The following is a 19,033-nucleotide window of genomic DNA, read 5'->3' as shown; positions in this document are numbered from 1 at the left end:
CGTATTTCGCCCTATATCTCTTTATAACGAAATACCGTCAGTCCCGCCAACGTAAATACGACAAAGCTGCCCATTATAACCGTCAATAGTGTATCAGTTGGCACCATGAACGCCCCGAAGTTGTCTCTTCCACTCGGCATCATCGCCAATAAAGGCTGTGTCCATGGATAGTACGGACCGTAGGTTTGAGAATTGGCGACCAGAATATTCGGCACGGTGAACACAAAATTCAACGCAAGCGGTGCGGCAAAGCTGGACCACAAGAAGGATACCATCAACTGCAACGCAGCCAGCGGCAGGCAGGCTACCCAGCCTGCGAGCAGACTTTGAGCGATCACAGCCCAAGGAATCGGTCCGTTCATCCCCTGCACAGCTCCAACACTCAGCAACGCTCCCCCGAACAGTAGCTGGGTCAATCCGACCAAGGCCATAATGATAGTCAGCTTAGCTGCGTACAGACTGGTGCGGGACAATGGCAATGACATCAGCTGCTTCCAGCCGCCGCCCCCATGCTCGAAACGGCAGACCAGAGACCCAAACACGGCCGTCAGCATCGGCAGGAACAGCAGCGCATGAACTGTAAGCATGGCTGACAACAGCAACAGCCAGTTCCCTCCCGGATTCGCCAGCAAACCAATCAGGACGGCAATCGCCGGGCTGACGAGCGCGAGCAGCCAGACGGGCGATTTCGCCATTTTCAACCGTTCAACAGAAAGTAACCGTGCATATCCTCCGAACATTACGCCACATCCTTTCGGCTAAAATGGGCCGCTGTCAGCAGGCTGAGAAGCATACCCGTTCCGCACCCGACGGACGCAAACATCCACGCTTGAGGTGCAACCCAGGCGAATTGAGGCCAGGCCAATGGAAACCATTCGGACAGCTGTGAAGCAAACAAGCTGCCGATGCCTAACGTAATGCCCAGTGTTACAGGTAGCGCTTGATTATGGAATGTGACTGTTAACCACAACAATAATACGAGCATAGGCAACGTGCCGCCTAAGGGCCAAAATCCGAGTCGTAGCAGTTCTCCTACGGGTGCAGGTTCTCCCCCGAAGCCAAGGATCATTCCCAACACCCAAGTCCCTACCGTCAGGAGTAGACAGGACACACACAGCATCCCAATCGCCAACGTCAGCTTGGCCATATAGACGCTGAATTTGGAAATCGGCAAGGCCAGCAACTGCTTCCATGAGTTAGATGTATGCTCCACATTCGCCAACATGGAAGCCACCATAGTAGCTCCTAGCACCAGCGCAAGGGGTACAAAAAGAGCGATGTTATCCATCAAAACTTCCCACAGATGACCCTTGTTACGCGGAATCAGATAGTCATATCGAAGTCCAAAGTTGAGCGCCTGCATGGCCACCAGCCCAAGGGGACCGAGGAACACCAAGAACCAGATTCCCTTTCTGCGTGCTTTGAGCAGATCCGCCGTGAGTGCTCGCAGCATCATAAGGAAGCCCCTCCTTTGCCCACCACCTGCATGAACATATCCTCCAGCGATTTGCGGCGTTCCTCCACACGGTATACGGCATGCGTATTTTCGACCAATCTTCTGACCAGCAGCGCAACAGCCGCATCATTCATGTTCTCGAACTCCAGCGCCGATCCGTCCTTCACCGAATGGTAGCCCTGCTCACGCGCAATCAATTGGGCTGCTTCCGGTTCCGACACGACGATCCGAATTCCGCCCGCGGATTCCTGACGGAGATTATGAATCGTGTTTTGAAAGACCAGCTCTCCTTCACGAATAATACCTACGGTATTCGCCATATGCTCTACCTCGCTCAACAGATGGCTGGATACCAGTACGGTGATCCCCCGTTGCTTGGGCATCGCCTGAATCAATGTGCGCATTTCCTGAATACCCTCCGGGTCCAAACCATTCGTAGGCTCATCCAAAATGAGCACTTCTGGATTCCCAAGCAGGGCTGCTGCAATACCAAGTCTCTGCTTCATGCCCAGCGAGTAGCCTTTGACTGGACGTTTGGCATGCTTGGTCAGTCGGACGACCTCTAACACTTCCGCAATGTTTTGCTTGGGTACATTCAAAATACGGCGAATGGCCTCCAGATTTTCAATGGCGTTCAAATGACCATAATACGAAGGATACTCCACCAACGAGCCGACTTTACGCAAAATATCAAGCTTATGTCTGCGAATATCTTTGCCGAATATACGGATCGTTCCTCGAGTTGGGCGAATAAGTCCAAGCAGCATGCGGATCGTTGTCGTTTTCCCTGCTCCATTTGGACCCAGAAATCCGTAAATATCTCCCCGAGCTATTTTCAGGTCCAGCTGATTAACCGCCGCGCGGCCTTTGTATATTTTGCTGAGACTGTTCGTTTCAATAATGTATTCGTTCAAGTTCCTCACCTCGACACCTATCGTAACGTGCCAAGTTTAAAGCCAAGGGAACTCTGAGTTTAAGTTTTGTTTAAAAAACGGATTCGGGTCCCGGCTGATGAACTGAAAATCTCCCTCTCCAAATTCATTTCGCGAGCCAGCAGTTCTGTAATCGCCAACCCAATCCCGGCTCCTTTTTCACTGGACTGTTGCTCCATACCAGGCCCTTTATCTGTGATAACCAATGCCTCTGTCCCATTATCCTTCTGGACTTGAACACCAATATATCGGCCTGAGGCAGCATGGCGAACTACATTTTGAAAGAGATTGTCCAGCAGACGACGGAAGCCTTGCTCATCGACATTCCACACCATACTATGCTCAGGCAGGTCGATATCCACTTCAAAGCCCTCCTTCTCCCACACCGGATACCAGCTGGCTACACACTCCCGCACTAGCCGCAGGATATCACGCGGTGTGTTATTCATGGTGTATTTGCCACTGGATAGGAGATTATAGGTCAGCAAGTTGTCGATCAGACTCCCAAGGTCCTTTAGCTTGTTTTCCATTAGTGTAATCGACTGTTTCCCTCTGCTGCTGAGATTTTCACCATCTAGTGTATACAGATGGCTACGCACGACCGTAAGCGGCGTCCGAATATCGTGTGACAGATCCGCGACCAGTCTCTTCCGTAGCTCTTCCTCCTGACGCTCACGTCCCCGACTCTCTGCCAACTGCTCGACCATCTGATTAAATGCTTCTTCCAGCTTGCCGATTTCATCCGGGCGTCCAGTGGCAACAAGAATAGGCAAGCCGTCCTCTCCTCGCTGCGACATGGCGGCCTGAAGCTGCAACAGTCTACGCCGAATGTCTCCAAAAAACAGAAGAGATACGGATATAAAAGCGCCCAAAATCAATACAATAAAAAAGAAATAGTACATCAACATACTACTATCAGTAGGTGGCTGTTCAAAGAACGAACGAGGCACTTTTAATACCATATAGCCCTGATTTACATCATTCTTGCCCCCGCCAATAAAGGCTACTACCGTAAACGGCCCCTCATAGCTTGCTTGCTTCATAAAAGCTATAGCCTGCGCAGCGTTCCATTGTTTTGGCAGGTTAGGTTGGGTCGGTAACTCCAACCTAGTTAACCCTGCGGTATCCACCCAAAATATTTGGGATTTAGGGAACATATCTTGTTGTATTTTGCGCAGATGGACTGAGATTTGCTCTGGTGTGGCTCCCTTCAAGGCTACAGCTTCGCGATGCCAGCTATTTTCGGTATGGGTAGCAGAGGGATAGTAAGCGTTTTTAGGCTTGGACCCCGCCCCCCAATTGAATAACACGCTATATATCAAGGCTGTAGCAGGCAACACAATGGGCAACAGCATCATAGCAACCACAATGATGACCAGATAACGGAACAACAGTGAACTGCGAAACCGACCTCCCTGATCCGGCTTAGAGCTGGGATGCAACCTCCTCCAACCCTTGCGCGTCCTGTTCATTATGCTTTCACCCGATATCCTACACCACGGATCGTCTCAATGATGCGAGGTGTCGCAGGATCAATCTCCAGCTTTTCGCGCAGGTGTCGGATGTGAACCATTAAAGTTTTGTCTCCGTCGATATATGGATCTCCCCATACCGCTTCATACATTTGCTCTTTCGTCATAATCTGGCCCAAATGCCGCAGTAAATAAGCAAAAATGTGATATTGCTTGCCTGTCAGTGTAATTTCCTCCCCGGTATCACGGTTCACAATACGGTTATCAGGAGAGAACACAGAGAGATGCCCCAGTTGTAAGGATTCTTCAGGCACGGTTCCTGATCGGCGCAGCAAAATCTCCATACGTGCTATGAGCTCGTCCGGGTGAAAGGGCTTGGTTACATAATCGTCGGCGAAATCCAGTCCTTGCAGTTTATCGTCTATGGAGGTACGAGCAGACAACATGAGAATGGGAAGCTCCGGGTACTCTTTCTTGAGCCGTTTCCCTATGGTGAATCCATCCAGACCAGGTAACATCACATCCAAAATCACGAGTTGGCACGTACGGGCTGCCTCCACAGCCCCATCCCCGCTGCGAAGCCATACTACAGCGTAATTCCGCTCTTCCAAATACTGATGCGTCCAAGCACCGATATCCTGGTCATCTTCGATGTATAACACATTTGTTTTCATCATGAGCACCTACTTATCGTTTTTCTTTTATGTAATGGGCATTATAGCATTTATGGTACATAACCCACTTAAAAAGGTTAATAACTATCTTATACGACATACGCTTCACATTTTCAAATTTGAATGCTTATGAAAAAAGGAGGCCTACCCGATGCTGCTGGAAGCTATATACCATCACCCGAAACGCAATTGGGCTTTTGGTTATAATGATGAAACGATATTTCTACGGCTACGTGCGAAGAAAAATGACCTGAACACCGTTCATGCTCTCACCGGAGATAAATACGATTGGGACCGCACCCGACAGCTTGTCCCGATGTCCAAATTCGCTACTGATGGCAGGTTTGATTACTATGAGTGCAGTATAAAACCTACTCACCGTCGGCTGAAATATGGATTTTTGCTAGAAGACGGTGAGGAACGTATTTGGATGAACGAGGACGACTTTACTACCCAAGAACCCGAAAATGCAGATAAACTGTTCCAATATCCGTTTTTGAACCCGATTGATATTCTGAAGCCACCCGCATGGGTGAAGGATGCGGTATTTTATCAGATTTTCCCGGAACGCTTTGCGAACGGTGACCCCTCCATCAGCCCAGAAGGTGCAGAGACATGGGGTGGAACCCCACAAAGAGACAATTTTTTCGGTGGCGATCTACAGGGGATTCTGGATCACCTGGACCACCTGAACGAGCTGGGAATTAACGCCATATATATGACTCCTGTCTTCAAGGCGACGACCAATCATAAATATGATACAGAGGATTATATGGAGGTGGACCCACATTTCGGGGACAAAAAGACATTGAAAAAACTGGTCGATGCCTGCCACGATCGAGGAATTCGGGTGCTGCTTGATGCGGTGTTCAACCATTCAGGGCGTACTTTTAAACCGTTCGTCGACGTCCAGGAAAAAGGCGATGCCTCGCCTTACAAGGACTGGTTCCATGTACATAGCTTTCCCCTGAAAGTGGTGGATGGCATACCGACGTACGATACATTCGGGCTGGAACCGATGATGCCCAAGCTGAACACCGAACATCCTGAGGTAAAAAAGTACCTGCTGGATGTGGCAAAGCACTGGATCGAAGAAATCGGCATCGATGGTTGGCGGTTGGATGTGGCAGACGAGGTGGACCACGCCTTTTGGCGGGAATTCCGCACTACGGTCAAGCAGGCCAATCCGGATGCGTACATTTTGGGTGAAATGTGGAATGAATCGTCTGAATGGCTTCAGGGGGACCAATTCGATGCAACGATGAATTATCCGTTCACCTACGCGGTGAATGATTTTTTCGTCAAAAAAGTGACCGATGCCCAAAGCTTTGCCTACGCCATCGGACGACAGCTGGCCCGCTATCCACAGCAAGCATCCGAGGTTGCTTTCAATCTGCTGGATAGCCATGATACACCGCGCCTACTGACGCTGTGCGGGGGCGACAAGCGACTGATGCGGCTGGCTGCTTTGTTCCAGTTCACGTATATGGGCGCACCCTGCATTTTTTACGGCGATGAGATCGGCCTGGATGGAGATGCCGATCCAGGCTGCCGCCAGTGCATGGAGTGGGATGCCGATAAGCAGGACCACGAGCTGTTCGACTTTTACCGCGAGCTGATTGCGCTTCGTAAGGGGCACCCGGTCCTCCGTGACCAAGGAAGCATCACTTTCCTGGAGGCACAGCCGGAGGGTGCCTCACTTGCCTACGAGCGCCGCAGCGGGGAAGAAGTGCTGCTCGTACTGCTCAATCGTTCCGATGAGGATCACGTTTTTGAATTGGACATTCCTGAGCAGGAATGGCAATTAGCCTCTGGCGAAAGCCAGTGGTCCGTAGGACCGAAGGGACTGCATGCCGAGCTTCCTCCTTACGGATATGCTGTGCTGAAGGCAACGCCTGTGCGATCAATCAACTCTGCAAAAGAAGTCGACAACAAGACGCAAAGCAAGGCATAGGCTATGTAGACGCGGATGCTGATGAAAGTACCTGCCGAATACGAAAAAAAAAGCAAAACCACCAGTAACAAGATAGTTAACTTGTTCCTGGTGGTCTTTTTACGTTAAATATGAGCTTCTATCCAAGTCGATTATTTGTTTTTAACATCTGTTCTTACTACCCCAACGTCTGAAGCATTGATAGAAATGGGATTGCCGCCTTGCCCTGTTTGAGCTGAAGAAGATTGTCTAACGTCCACCCTAATTCTTTTGCCCTTAAAGCCAGTTCGTCTCCTTTTTCCCAATGCAGTGGCCTCCTTAAGTCTTCATGGCTTCATAAACCTCTCAATATGACCTAACTGTGGAGAGATATGCTATATGCATATGCCGCTGAAGAAAACAGGTCTCGGCAAATATCAGATCATAGAGAAAAGAGGCTATTAGTACCCGAGCTGGCAAGCTCCTCCAAGAAATTGCAACGAACATACTAACAGCAAAAGAGCGGAACCTGCTTTTACAGGCTCAATGTGGCTTTAAAACCATCATTGAGCCTGTAGTGATTAATGATATAGAATCATTGCTTATATCAGCTATCAACAAGCCAGCAGCCTTTCATGACTATCGTTGAACGCTAGCAGATTCGCTTGTAGATGATTGAATATTTTAATCCGTAAAATTTAAAGCGTTTACAAGTTAAGCGGCAGGTTGCCGGTCAGAGACGGCTGCTTGACCGGATCACTTTACAAATTGGCTTAAGCCAATACACCAAGAGCGTATCCAATAATTCCTATTGCGAATAAAGCAAAAATCAGAGCTATAGCATTTACTTTCTTTTTGAGCAGTCTCATGCATAAAAAAGTCAGCAAGAGAGGTAACAGACCAGGTATCAATTGATCCAGAATCATCTGTATCGTCGTAACAACCTCTACTCCATCCGAACGGGTATATCGGGATACTTCGAGTGGTATATTCAGAGTAGTCCATTTGGATACCAGGGCGCCCATAACAAATAGTCCCAGGATGGAGGCCGATTCCGTAAGCTTTTGCAGTCGGTTTCCGGACATGTCGGACACAATCTCCGTCCCTTTTTTGTAGCCGTATTTCAGTCCGTACCACTTAGTGGCCAGGCGAATAACATTAAAAAGCAAGAAAAATAGGACAGGCCCGATAACGCTTCCGGACAACGCAATGGAAGCTCCTAATGCAGCCAGAACGGGGCGTAATGTTCCCCAGAAAATAGGGTCTCCTACTCCAGCCAAAGGTCCCATTAAGCCAACTTTCACACCACTTATGGTAGCATTATCAATCGGCTGGCCATTGGCTTTCTGCTCCTCCATAGCGGCCGTTACCCCCATAATCGGTGCAGAGATAAACGGTTGAGTATTAAAAAACTCCAAATGCCGCTTTAGTGCTTCTTTTTGGTCTTCCTTCTTGCTGTATAACCGCTTGATTGCCGGAATCAAGGTGACACAAAAACCAATCGACTGCATACGCTCAAAGTTAAACGAGCCCAGCAGGAACCATGAACGGAAAAACATTTTGTTTAAATCGCTTTTGGTCAACTTTTTTTCTTCCATAGTACCCCACTCTTTCATTAAGAATTTCTTTAGAGCTCTTCAATTTCACCCACTTGATCTTTGCGCTGGCTATATTTAGGATTGAGCTGGATATACAGCAGAGCCAGAACCGCCCCCATGATTCCAAAGCCAACCAGATTGATGCTTGTAAATGCCGCGATGACAAAGCCCAAGAAAAAGAAAGGCATCAGATATTTGGCTGCCATCATGTTAATAACCATGGCATACCCTACAACGACGATGAATCCCCCAGCAATTTGCAGCCCTTTTGTAATGACCTCCGGGATCGCGTCCAGCAAAGTCGTAACCAGACCGGTTTCTGCTGCAATAGCCACCAATACGGCAGGCAAAGCGACGCGTAATCCCTGAAGAAGGAGGGCTATGAAGTGACATAATTCAATTCCTTTGAAATTTGAAGATTCGGCATATTTATCTGCCAGATGCTGAAAGAACACGGTAATCGTTCTAACAAAGATAGTTAACACTTGTCCGCCAGCCGCAATCGGAATCGCAACGGCAATTCCCGCACCGATCGATTGGTGCCCGACAATAACCAATATGGTTGAGACTACACTGGCCAAAGCCGCATCCGGAGCCATGGACGCTCCGACATTCATCCAGCCCAAAGCCAACAATTCCAGCGTACCGCCTAGAATAATACCGGTTTTGAGATCTCCCAGGACCAGACCGATCAGTGTACACGCAACTATAGGACGATGAGTCTGTCCTTCATCCAAAACACTGCCCATTCCGCAAATGGCTGCAACCAGCGTGACCATTACGATTTCAAAAACACTCATGTTTGACCCCCTCTCTTATGCGTACGTGTTGTTAAAACTGGACATTTTGGAGCTTGTTAATCAAATTAATTTTAGGATCACTGGCCACTTTTCTAATCTCCAGTTCTATCCCCTTTTCGTGCAATTTATAAAATGCCTCTACATCCTGCTTGTCTACGGACACTGCTCCGGTAATTTGTGTTTTGCCTTCTTTGAAGCACATTCCACCTACATTTACCGATGTAAACGGTACCCCACCTTCTACAACCCGCAGTACATCCGTGGGATTGGTAAACAGGAACAAGGTCTTGAAATCGTTATATTTAGGATTGTTATAAGCTTCAATCGCTTTCGCAATCGTGACAACATAAGCTTTAATCCCCGGCGGCGCCACTTGTAACAATAAGGTTTTGCGCAGCGTATCCGCAGCGACCTCATTGCTGACGGCGATAATTTTGTTACACTTCGTTTCCTTCACCCACACAGTAGCCACCTGACCATGAATTAGACGGTCATCAATACGAACAAATGATATTTCCATACCTATAATTCCTCCTCTGTTTGTATGTCCCGGATGACACGAAAAGACTTCATTGAATCCTGACCCGCACGGATGGCCAGATCACTTAGATTCTCCACGTTCTCCAGCCCTCTATTAGTCAGCAGGTCTACGATCATTGGCAGGTTTACCCCTGTTACAATGTCCATTTTTTCATACCTGGCCACAATCCTACTGGCCGCATTATAGGGACTGCCACCAAACAAATCGACGAGAAAAATCAATCCGTCCGTCCAATCAATTGTTTCCAAGGCCGCTTTGTACTTCTCAACAAGTCCGTTAACACTTTCACCTGGTTCAAACGTTACACCCACCACATTTTCCAGATGGCCAAAAATCATTTCCGTGGATCTTAGGATCTCTTCAGAAAATTTTCCATGAGTGCCAACAATAACACCTATCATTTGTTTCACCCCCTCCTTGCATCCTTCGCCTATACTTATATGCAAGTCTCATGCCAAGATTCTGTATGATGCGATTAACTATCAAAAAAAAAGACCAAACCCTCGGCTGCTCCGGGAATTTGGCCTTTTCTCACCAACTACTTATTATCCTTATCCGCATGATTAATACACATCCAGCATCGTTTTATACACTTGCGCCACTACTTGGGGATACAGTTATATACTTCGCTTAGGATTTCGCAAATATAATATTTTTCATCATTAGTCAGCTTAATGTTAATACTGGAGGCAAATATATTGCAGGAACGGTTCACCACATCGATTAATCGTTGGTCAAGCAAGGATACATCCTCCTGATACACTAGCCCTTCTCCAATGACCATTCGTTCCAGCGCATGAGCCGTATGAACAGCAAGCTGAACCTTCTTTGCATAATGGAAATCAGCCTCCAGTTCCTGTTCCAGCTGCTCGATAAATTTCATCAAAATCCCCAAAATTTTGTGAGGATTCAAATAAGTCATAAACTCCTTTAGCGTATCCTCACATAGATCTCTTACGATCACGCTTCCGTGTTCATGCATAACAGGCAACTGATTGTTGAGCAACAATTCTCTTAATGCCTGTTCACCGCTTGCCTCGATCAGTTTTTCCAAAGGGATAAACGGTACATTGAGCTCGCTTGGCCGCTTAACCCCAATCACCGCAAGAAGCGTATGCTTGGCCCGTAAATCCTTCACCACTTTATCCAATTCCCTGACCTTTGCCGGTACAACAACTATTTTCTCTTCGGTTAAGTCATAAACAACCTTCTCTACAAACTCCTTTAGCTTGGCGGCGGCACCTTTGCCGGAGGAACAGACCGTCACGATTACCTTATTACTGGTCTTTTCCGCTTTCACTCCAGCATTTCCAGTGTTATATCCACGAAAATCCTTCAAAGATTGATAAATTTCCTCTATATTCATATCAAAAATACTGGCCTTTCGCACAGCCTCCAACACAAGCGGGGTTGAAACCATATCGATAGTCTTCACCTTAATCCCGACACGTTCCATAATGGTTGCTTCAAGATTGAGCAAGGAGCCCATATCAACCAGCAGCATTACGCCTCTGCCATTGTCAATGTCCTTCACTTTTTCCACAATAACTTCCAGGATTTCTCTGGGGCTAACATCCAAAGGCATGTCTACTGCGCAAATATTTGAGCTCCCCAGCAGGCTGTCGACAACGCTAACGACACTGCTTGCCGTACTGTTGCCATGTGCAGCTACGATGATTCCCACATTTCCCTGGTGCTCCTCTTCTACCGATTTCAGAAGAATCGCCACATAGGTGGTCTCGGCATCGGGTACGCTGACTTCAAACTTGGACTCGATCAAATCCTTGATAATGAGTGCCAGTCTGTATTCTTCATCCTGATCATTCATCGGTTCATAGATTTGTTTACTGACATATTTTTTCTCCCGGATTCGCTTTAAAAAAGCACTTAAATGGAGACTGAAGGCATAAACAAACCTGTCGCTGTAATTTCTGTTCAATTCTTTTTGAGCCATCTCTTGCACCTGTTCAGCGAACTCTAGGATATTTCTGCCTACGATCTTAAGGATCCGTTCCCTTCCCCCTTTGATGTTATAAAATCGGTTATAGAAGCTTTTGATGTGAATATTGACATCTGTAGTAATAAACTTATTGATAAAACTGTCGTCGAGTCCTTCTTCTTTGAGCATCCCTATCTTGTCTTCAATCAATTTGTACAAGTTGAACGGCAGTTCAAAAGCGTCTACTTCATCCATTCCTTTGCTGCCTTCAGGAGTAATATACAGCGAGGAGTTGACCATCTCCATTTCGGCAATCTCCTTGCGGTTCTTCCCCATATTAAATAGACCTTCCTTGATATTTCCGGGCAAAATTTTAAAATCAAGTTCAATCTCTTCCTTATTTTCATGTATGCTGTTCAAAAATCCTTTGGCACACACAAGCTGAATGTTCGATTTCAACTGACCGATATTTCCATAGGTTACGCTGCCAATCAGTGCTTTTACAGTTTCCAATTCAACCCTAATAGGCTTGTTCACACGATGGGCTTCGTTTGCAAAGAGATGCTTCAGGATCAAAAACCTCTCTTCAACAGTTCGCTCTTGCAAGGAAGGAATGTTGATCGTAATCGGTATCCGTCTGATAAAGGTTTTCAGCATGGAAGAACCGGGATCTTCGGTCGTAGCGCCGATGAGCAGCACATTCGCTTCCCGCTTGCGCTCCGACTCGCCCAATTTGTTGTAACTGTTCGTGTCCATGAAATAAAATATCATTTCTTGGCCTTCTGGGGGCAGCCGATGAATCTCATCCAAAAACAGAATGCCCCCATCCGCTTTCTCGACCAGTCCCTCTTTCTCCCGATCAGCCCCGGTAAATGCTCCTTTTACATGACCAAAAATGTGGGAAAGTAGCAGCTGAGGGTTATTGTAATAATCAGCGCAGTTAAATACGATAAACGGTGCTTGCTCTGAAAAGCGCTTCATATATTTCCCATAATTATACATCAACCTAGCGAACATTGTTTTCCCAACGCCAGTCTGTCCCACAATCAGCGTATGTAGGCCCTTCGGCGGGTATAATATTGCCGCTTTTCCCTGCTCAACCTGGTTCCTCATACTCCCCATGAAACCAATTAAGGCGTGAAACGGATCCACTTGCTCTCCAGGCAGCAATATTTCATGAATACTGTTGACTTGGATTTGTTTCTCTTTAAGCTGAACCCGAAAGGTCTCCTCGATCACCTGCTTGTGCAAAAACTTGACGGGTCTCCCCTTGATTTTAATAATCAAGTCGGCGCGAAGTAGGCTATTAAGCTCCTTGCTTACATTATTTCTTAACATATTCTGTTGATCGGCTATTTCCGCAGCCGTAATTCCACCGCCGTCCTGCAAGGCCTCTACTGACAGTTTCTTTGTCCCATTGGCAATATACTCTAAGATCTCATCAATTCGTTTCACGGTATTCCCCCATGCTGACTAGTTCTTATTTAATTAGTATATAAAAAAAGAAATAATCCTCTACAAGAAAATAAACTGACAAGTTAATCATTAATCTGATACCCTTTTTATTGAATCTATCCAAAACTCAAATTCAGCCCATTCCATTCACTTCTTTTCCAAGATCAAAGGTTGGCAGTATAATTGCATAAGCTTCACGAATAAGCTGCATAAAAAGTTATTTTTGTTTCCCAGTAAGGAGCTGAGATAAAATGATACGCTACGGATTACAGCAAGAGCAAACATTCAGGCTGGCTATAACTCCAGAATTACGACAAGCCATCACGATTCTTCAATATTCTTCGGTCGATCTAATGTCATATCTTCATGAGCAAGCAAATGAAAATCCGATCATTGACTTGGCAGAGATCGATATGTCCATCGAAAGAATCAACACAGAAGAAGAATATTCGCTACGAAAAAATGATAATCCGGTAGACCTTCTGGACTTTGTCTCTAATCCCGCAGATAATTTATATAGACATCTCAAAGCGCAGCTTGGGATGGTCCGCGGGCTATCCAAACTACAACAGATGATTGGCATGTTTCTAATTGGGAATTTAAATGAAAAAGGCTACCTTGAGCTGGATGTAAATACAGCTGCCGGAATACTTGACGTCCCCACCGATGAGGTTGAAAATATACTTGCCCTGATCCAAGGCTTTGAACCGGCAGGAATCGCTGCCCGCAGTCTGGAGGAATGTCTTCTTTTGCAGCTGCGATATGCCGGGAATGATGATGTTTACCTGGAAGAAATCGTGCGACATCACATGGTCAATCTTTCATGTAACCGCATACAAAAAATCGCGGATGCTCTAGGGATCGACATTCACATGGTACAACAAATGACCGATCAGATACGCAAGCTGAATCCTTGTCCGGGAGCGGCATTTGCTCCATATGAACGCCAGTATCATATAGCAGATATCTCAGTGGAGAAATCCAAAAACGACTACGTTGTGACAGTTAATGATATCACAGTCCCACGCGTCGGGATTAATCCTTTTTACCAAAGTATGCTTCGAAAGCCGGCAATGGAGGAAGAGAAACGATTTCTTCGTGAGAAGATGAATACAGCATTATGGCTTATTCATAGCCTTGAGCAGCGCCGCCTGACCCTGATGCGTGTGGCCCAGGCTATTGTTGATAGGCAACGGGAATTTTTTGAGCATGGCGTTTATCATCTGAAATCGATGACCCAAAAGGAGATTGCTGGAATAACCGGCCTGCATGAATCCACGATCAGCCGGGCGGTCAGTAATAAATACATGCAGACGCCCCGTGGATTGTTTGAACTCAAATATTTCTTCACCTCCGCCCTAGGATCGAAAGACGGAGATGCTACTTCATCAGAGAGCGCAAAAATGCGGATAAAGCAGATCATCGACAGTGAAGAGAAGCAAAAACCATTTTCAGATCAGGCAATCACAGAGCTGATGGCAAAGGAAGGACTAGAGCTGTCACGCAGAACGGTAGCCAAATACCGTGAAGAATTGGGGTATTTATCCTCCACCAGGAGAAAAGTGTATTAAAGCTTCAGCAAGCGGTTGTGAAAACTAAAAAGCAGCGCTATCACATTCTCCCGGCTGCCTCCCTCGTAGAATCTCCAATAGAATAGGCCAACCAGTAATCTCTGGTTGGCCTATTCATACGACCTGAGCCAGTACAGCCGTTTACGCAGGTAGCGTCTGTGTTTTCAATTGCACGTACAACTGGTGCGTCACCTGCTGCGGTTCAATACCCAACTCATCTTCCAATATTCTGACGAAGCTTTCATAATGCTTTTGCGCAGCGGTATAATCGCCCAGTTGGGCATAGGCGGTCAGCAGCAGACTGCAGATATCGTCTGAGTACGGCTCCCGCTGCTGTAGGCTGAGCAAGCGCTGAACAGACTGCCGGGTACGACCTGAGCGAAGCTCTTCTCTCGCCAGCTCAGAAGCACATGCCAGATACATACTGCGCAGCTTCTCCCTTTTTGCATACGCCCACGGGTAATCGTGCTCCTCCAGGTAGTTGCCACGGTATAGAGCCAACAGGCTATCAATACGCGGCGTACCGCCGCTACCGGATGCAGCCCATTCGGATATTCCCCGCTCGAATAGCTCTACATCTGTAATCCAGCCATTGCGGTTCAAGCGGTAGCGATCCAGATTGTATTCTAGTTTTGTATCTTGCATCCGTTCTTTCAACGCCTTGCGAATTTGGTAAATGGACGTGTGCAGGTGAACAACAGCCTTGTCCAAATGATATTCAGGCCACAGCGCATCCAGCAATTGTTCTTTGCTCACCCATTCCCCTTCATGGTGTAGTAAAAAGGAAAATAGCTCCTGTGACTTTAACGTGCGCCATTTGAGTGGTTTCGCTCCTACGGCTTCCTGTCCAACCTCCAAAATTTCAAGCTTTTGAAAACAACGTACCTTGGGGGATTGCTCTGCTGCAACTCCCAAGCTGGAGGAACGGGAATCAGCCAGCGTGGCTGCAATCCGATCTATCGTTTTGGATAGCCGCCGGGCATGAACGGGCTTTAACAAGTAATCCAGTGCTTGCAGCTCGAACGCTTCAATAGCATATTCCGAGTACGCGGTCACAAAGACGATATGAATATGGGAATCCAGCTGTTGAATCCACTCGGCGGCCTCCAGACCGTTCATCTCTGGCATTCCGATATCTATAAAAACAATATCCGCACGTTCTGACGCCAGATGATCCAGCCCCGCTTGTGCAGACGTATATTTCCCCATTACCGTTAACCGTCCGTCCGCCTCCAGCAACCGTTCCAAGTAGGTTAATGCCGACCTCTCATCATCAATCAAAATCGCCTTCATTTGTGTCCGTGCTCCCTTCCTGCTGCAACCATCCATCATGATGCTCTATCTACATGCTATCTGCTTTATCCTTACGAATTTTAATTTCTTATATTTTATATATCGTATCGTCGCGGGCGTGACATTAGCTTTTCCGACGAATGTACTGTACTTTTTTTATTCATCGGTATTCCGGGGCGAAATCGTTTCCGGCACACGGAAGCTTACCGTCGTCCCTTGCATAGGATTACTTTCAATCCGCAGTCCTTCTCCATACATATGGATAAGACGGCGATGGATATTACGCAGTCCCACGCTGGAAGATATATGATCATCCGACAGCAGTTGTTCCAGTCGCTCCGGTGGAATCCCTACGCCGTCATCGGTCACGCTGACCACAAAATCGGTTCCATCCTCCTGCACAACCACTCGCACGGTTCCACCTGTTGCCCGTTGCATCACACCATGCCGTATCGCATTTTCCACGATGGGTTGAATACTTAACGGCGGGATGAGCGACCGGATGTTCCTCCCTACCTCTACGGTTACCTGCAAACGTTCTTCAAATCGTGCTTTTTCCAGTGCCACATACGATTCTACCAATTCCAGCTCCTTGGATAACGGTACCGTATTCTCCCTGTTCTGAAAATCAAAGCTCCCCCGCAAATACTGGCTTAGCTCCATGAGCAGCTCCGCTGCTTTGTCCGGGTCTACGGCTACGGTCGAAACAATGACATTCAAGGCATTGTACAGAAAATGCGGCTTGATTTGTGCCTGTAAAAAGGCCATTTCAGAACGCACCGCTTCCTCCGCTGAATGGCGCATGTTCAGCAGCGTGCGCACACGTGCCTTTAATTCCTCAGCATCAACAGGCTTACGTAGAAAATCATTCGCTCCGGCCATAAAACCTGCGCGGATATCGCCGGGCAGATCGCGTGCCGTCAGGAGCAACACCGGTAGCTCGGACAGGGAATACCGTTCCCTTATCCGTCGGCACAGCTCAATACCGGACATTTCCGGCATCATCCAGTCCGTAATGACCAGGTCAAATCGGGTACGGCCATTCAGCATGTGAAGTGCCTCCTCGGCATGATCCACAGCCACCACGCTACAACCTGTGGCATATAATAGTTCCTCCAGCACCCGAAGGTTAACCTCGTCGTCATCTACAGCCAGCACTTTGTAAGGGACAGTCTGGACTCGCTCCAGTGCATCCTCTTCATGCGGAATCACATTCTGACCCGACGTCACGCCAGGCTGCAATATAACCGCAGGCGAAACATCTTTTTGAGCTTCATGTCCCAACGTTCCGGTCTGCGCCAAGGGCAGTGTAAAATAAAAGGTCGAACCCTTACCTAATCTAGATTCTACCCGGATATGACCCCCATGCAGTTCCACCAGACGACGGACTATGCCTAATCCAAGCCCTGTCCCACTGTATCCTTCATCCTCAGCATTCGCCCCTCGGTTAAAAGGTTCAAATATATGCGAAAGATGCTCCTGGGCAATACCGGAGCCGGTATCCTTTATACTGATTTCCATTTCACGGGTCCCCGCTTTGGCAGAGATTACGATTTTGCCTTCCTCCGTAAATTTCACCGCATTACCCAACAAATTGTATAAAATCTGAATCAGCCGATCCTCATCCGCATCTACTTTGGGCAACGAACTGGGCCATTCTTTGACGAATTGAAGCTTTTTCTTACCCACCGTATGCCCCAATACCTCCAGCACGGAATTCACAGCTGCCTGTACATTGACAGGCCGACGATTTAAGGCTAATCTGCCATTTTTCAAATTAGAAAAATCCAGAATATCGTTAATTAAATAAGAAAGTCTGCGTCCTACATTCGCAATCAAGGCCAAATTGTGCTTTTGCGGCTCATTGAATTGTGTCCCGTAGCGGTCTAGCATGGATTGAGCGATATTAATAATTCCATGCAGAGGAGTGCGCAGTTCATGTGACGTGTTCGCCAGAAATTCGTTTTTCAACCCATCCAGTGTGAGCAATCGTCGTGACAGGTTCTCAACCTCCATAAACGAATGTACAAAACGTTTGGCCAGCAGCAGCGTTTGAGCCAATACGAATATGAGCATTTCATAGGCTGTCACCCCACGTACATCTCCCCAGCCCAGAATATACACAAAACTAGTCACTACAATCATAAGAATGCTCATAATACTAATGACTAGCAGTGCAGCGTCATCCGTCTGTTGAAGAAGCCCACGAATCAAGATTAGTAACACGTATCCCACACTGACTACACCAAAAAGAAGAATAAACAATTCAAAGGATGAGAGTACCAATGTAGGCAAAAATAGCCCCATACCCAGCATCAGTGCGGTTGTAATATGATAGAAGCGCAGCACGATCCGATTCATAACAATCTGCGTCGAAAGATGAACATAGCGGATCAGAAAATAGTAGAACAGCGTTGACGAGAACGACTGTATTTTCAGTACCCATTCATAAGGTAAATCCGGTATTCCCCAAACCAGCAGCTTTTCTCCATGTGTCAGAATATAAAATAAAGCCGCGATGCAGAAGCATCCTAAGTAAAGTAATGCCTTCTCCTTTTTACGCAAAAGGTATAGCATGATAAAAAATACGGTAGGAATAAAAAATCCTGCGATCAGTACGGTGTCCTCTGCCATTGCAACTTCCCGGCTATGCGTAATACTCTCGTAATCCCCAAATAACAGTGGATAAATAATCCCACCAGAAGAATAGCTATAATTAGCCACATGCACGGTAATATCAGCCGAATGTCCATCTACCGATGCAAACCCAACATAGGGAACATTGCCCTGCTTACCCTTGTCGGCAGAAACAGAGGGAATACCACTCGCTCCGACGTTTTCTCCGTCAATCCATACTTGGCTGGCACTGCGAATGTTTTGCATATAGATGCCGTACAGATTTTCCGCTTTTTCAGGCAACAGCACACGGATATGATAGGTTCCATATCCGGTCGCCTGTCCCTTAGGCATCCACTGATTCCATCTACCTGGCACATCCACAATCTTGGCAGAAGATCTCGTTTCCATCCCCAACTCTGAAGAACTCTGATGACTTTCCCAATCCTTATCTTGTTGCATTTCATGAAAGGATAAAGGTTGCACAAGCTGATTAGGGTAAAATTCCCACTCCCCTCCCAGCTGTACAGGGCCTTCCTTATGAGGGTCCCAATTACGCAAATCAATAATACCGTTATGAGCTTTCCAATGACTGTTTCCGGATAAAACACCCGACACTAACGGATACACTGGTAACGCAACCGCAAGCAGAAGTATAATAAAAAATAAAACACCCTGTTTTTTCATAAATCCTCCGCTCTTTTCAATAACGTCTATCTTTTGTATCGGTTATTCTATTCAGCTACATTAGAAGCGTTGTCCATACAAAAAAGG

Annotated in this window: 15 protein-coding genes; 2 read left to right on the top strand and 13 right to left on the bottom strand. The window is 46.9% G+C overall.

The features are described 5' to 3' along the window. Window positions 1-11: 11 nt before the first annotated feature. Genes JOD82_RS11865 through JOD82_RS11845 form a run of 5 tightly spaced genes read right to left on the bottom strand, consistent with a single transcriptional unit; the run spans window position 12 to window position 4,534 of the window. Complete coding sequence (locus tag JOD82_RS11865) at window positions 12-740, bottom strand: ABC transporter permease (RefSeq protein WP_069010775.1); 729 nt, start codon at window positions 738-740, stop codon at window positions 12-14. After that, window positions 740-1,456, bottom strand: coding sequence for an ABC transporter permease (locus JOD82_RS11860; RefSeq protein WP_029514716.1), 717 nt, complete (start codon window positions 1,454-1,456; stop codon window positions 740-742). The genes JOD82_RS11865 and JOD82_RS11860 overlap by 1 nt, the downstream gene beginning before the upstream one ends. Further along, window positions 1,453-2,370, bottom strand: a complete 918-nt coding sequence (locus tag JOD82_RS11855) for an ABC transporter ATP-binding protein (RefSeq protein ID WP_069010774.1) — start codon at window positions 2,368-2,370, stop codon at window positions 1,453-1,455. The genes JOD82_RS11860 and JOD82_RS11855 overlap by 4 nt, the downstream gene beginning before the upstream one ends. Window positions 2,371-2,429: 59 nt before the next feature. Further along, the gene (locus JOD82_RS11850; RefSeq protein ID WP_029514714.1) at window positions 2,430-3,860 is read right to left on the bottom strand and encodes a sensor histidine kinase; all 1,431 of its coding nucleotides are present in this window, start codon (window positions 3,858-3,860) and stop codon (window positions 2,430-2,432) included. Next, a complete protein-coding gene (locus tag JOD82_RS11845) occupies window positions 3,860-4,534 on the bottom strand; it encodes a response regulator transcription factor (protein ID WP_029514713.1) in 675 nt (224 codons plus the stop codon). Before JOD82_RS11845 ends, JOD82_RS11850 begins: the two co-directional genes overlap by 1 nt. A 151-nt stretch (window positions 4,535-4,685) precedes the next feature. On the opposite strand from JOD82_RS11845, the gene JOD82_RS11840 reads away from it, so the two are divergent. Continuing rightward, window positions 4,686-6,488, top strand: a complete 1,803-nt coding sequence (locus tag JOD82_RS11840) for an alpha-glycosidase (RefSeq protein ID WP_209949269.1) — start codon at window positions 4,686-4,688, stop codon at window positions 6,486-6,488. Window positions 6,489-6,619: 131 nt separating this feature from the next. On the opposite strand, the gene JOD82_RS11835 is transcribed toward JOD82_RS11840, so the two are convergent. From JOD82_RS11835 to JOD82_RS11810, 6 genes are all read right to left on the bottom strand, one after another. Continuing rightward, window positions 6,620-6,772 carry a hypothetical protein gene (locus JOD82_RS11835; RefSeq protein ID WP_176715694.1) on the bottom strand — a complete coding sequence of 51 codons (153 nt, stop codon included), beginning with the start codon at window positions 6,770-6,772 and terminating at the stop codon, window positions 6,620-6,622. Window positions 6,773-7,219: 447 nt separating this feature from the next. Further along, window positions 7,220-8,062, bottom strand: a complete 843-nt coding sequence (manZ, locus tag JOD82_RS11830) for a PTS mannose transporter subunit IID (RefSeq protein ID WP_275041127.1) — start codon at window positions 8,060-8,062, stop codon at window positions 7,220-7,222. Between the two features lie 11 nt (window positions 8,063-8,073). Then, complete coding sequence (locus tag JOD82_RS11825) at window positions 8,074-8,844, bottom strand: PTS mannose/fructose/sorbose transporter subunit IIC (protein WP_013369101.1); 771 nt, start codon at window positions 8,842-8,844, stop codon at window positions 8,074-8,076. Between the two features lie 31 nt (window positions 8,845-8,875). Beyond that, a complete protein-coding gene (locus JOD82_RS11820; protein WP_013369100.1) occupies window positions 8,876-9,364 on the bottom strand; it encodes a mannose/fructose/sorbose PTS transporter subunit IIB in 489 nt (162 codons plus the stop codon). A 2-nt stretch (window positions 9,365-9,366) separates the two neighbouring features. After that, window positions 9,367-9,786, bottom strand: coding sequence for a PTS sugar transporter subunit IIA (locus JOD82_RS11815; protein WP_013369099.1), 420 nt, complete (start codon window positions 9,784-9,786; stop codon window positions 9,367-9,369). A gap of 200 nt (window positions 9,787-9,986) precedes the next feature. Beyond that, complete coding sequence (locus tag JOD82_RS11810) at window positions 9,987-12,779, bottom strand: sigma-54-dependent transcriptional regulator (RefSeq protein WP_209949267.1); 2,793 nt, start codon at window positions 12,777-12,779, stop codon at window positions 9,987-9,989. 251 nt (window positions 12,780-13,030) lie between these two features. Between JOD82_RS11810 and rpoN the strand changes: the two genes are divergently transcribed. Then, window positions 13,031-14,350: an RNA polymerase factor sigma-54 gene (rpoN, locus tag JOD82_RS11805; protein WP_069010771.1), complete on the top strand. Its 1,320-nt coding sequence runs from the start codon at window positions 13,031-13,033 to the stop codon at window positions 14,348-14,350. A 141-nt stretch (window positions 14,351-14,491) separates the two neighbouring features. Here the strand turns inward: rpoN and JOD82_RS11800 are convergent, their stop codons facing one another. Both JOD82_RS11800 and JOD82_RS11795 read right to left on the bottom strand, forming a co-directional pair. Beyond that, a complete protein-coding gene (locus JOD82_RS11800; RefSeq protein ID WP_069010770.1) occupies window positions 14,492-15,643 on the bottom strand; it encodes a response regulator in 1,152 nt (383 codons plus the stop codon). A gap of 156 nt (window positions 15,644-15,799) precedes the next feature. Beyond that, complete coding sequence (locus JOD82_RS11795) at window positions 15,800-18,946, bottom strand: ATP-binding protein (protein WP_069010769.1); 3,147 nt, start codon at window positions 18,944-18,946, stop codon at window positions 15,800-15,802. Window positions 18,947-19,033 lie beyond the last annotated feature (87 nt).

The sequence above is a fragment of the Paenibacillus sp. 1182 genome, assembly GCF_017833915.1.
GTDB classification, from domain to species: domain Bacteria; phylum Bacillota; class Bacilli; order Paenibacillales; family Paenibacillaceae; genus Paenibacillus; species Paenibacillus polymyxa_D.
Note: the sequence above shows the minus strand (reverse complement) of the source record. Positions and strands in the feature narration are given on the sequence as shown.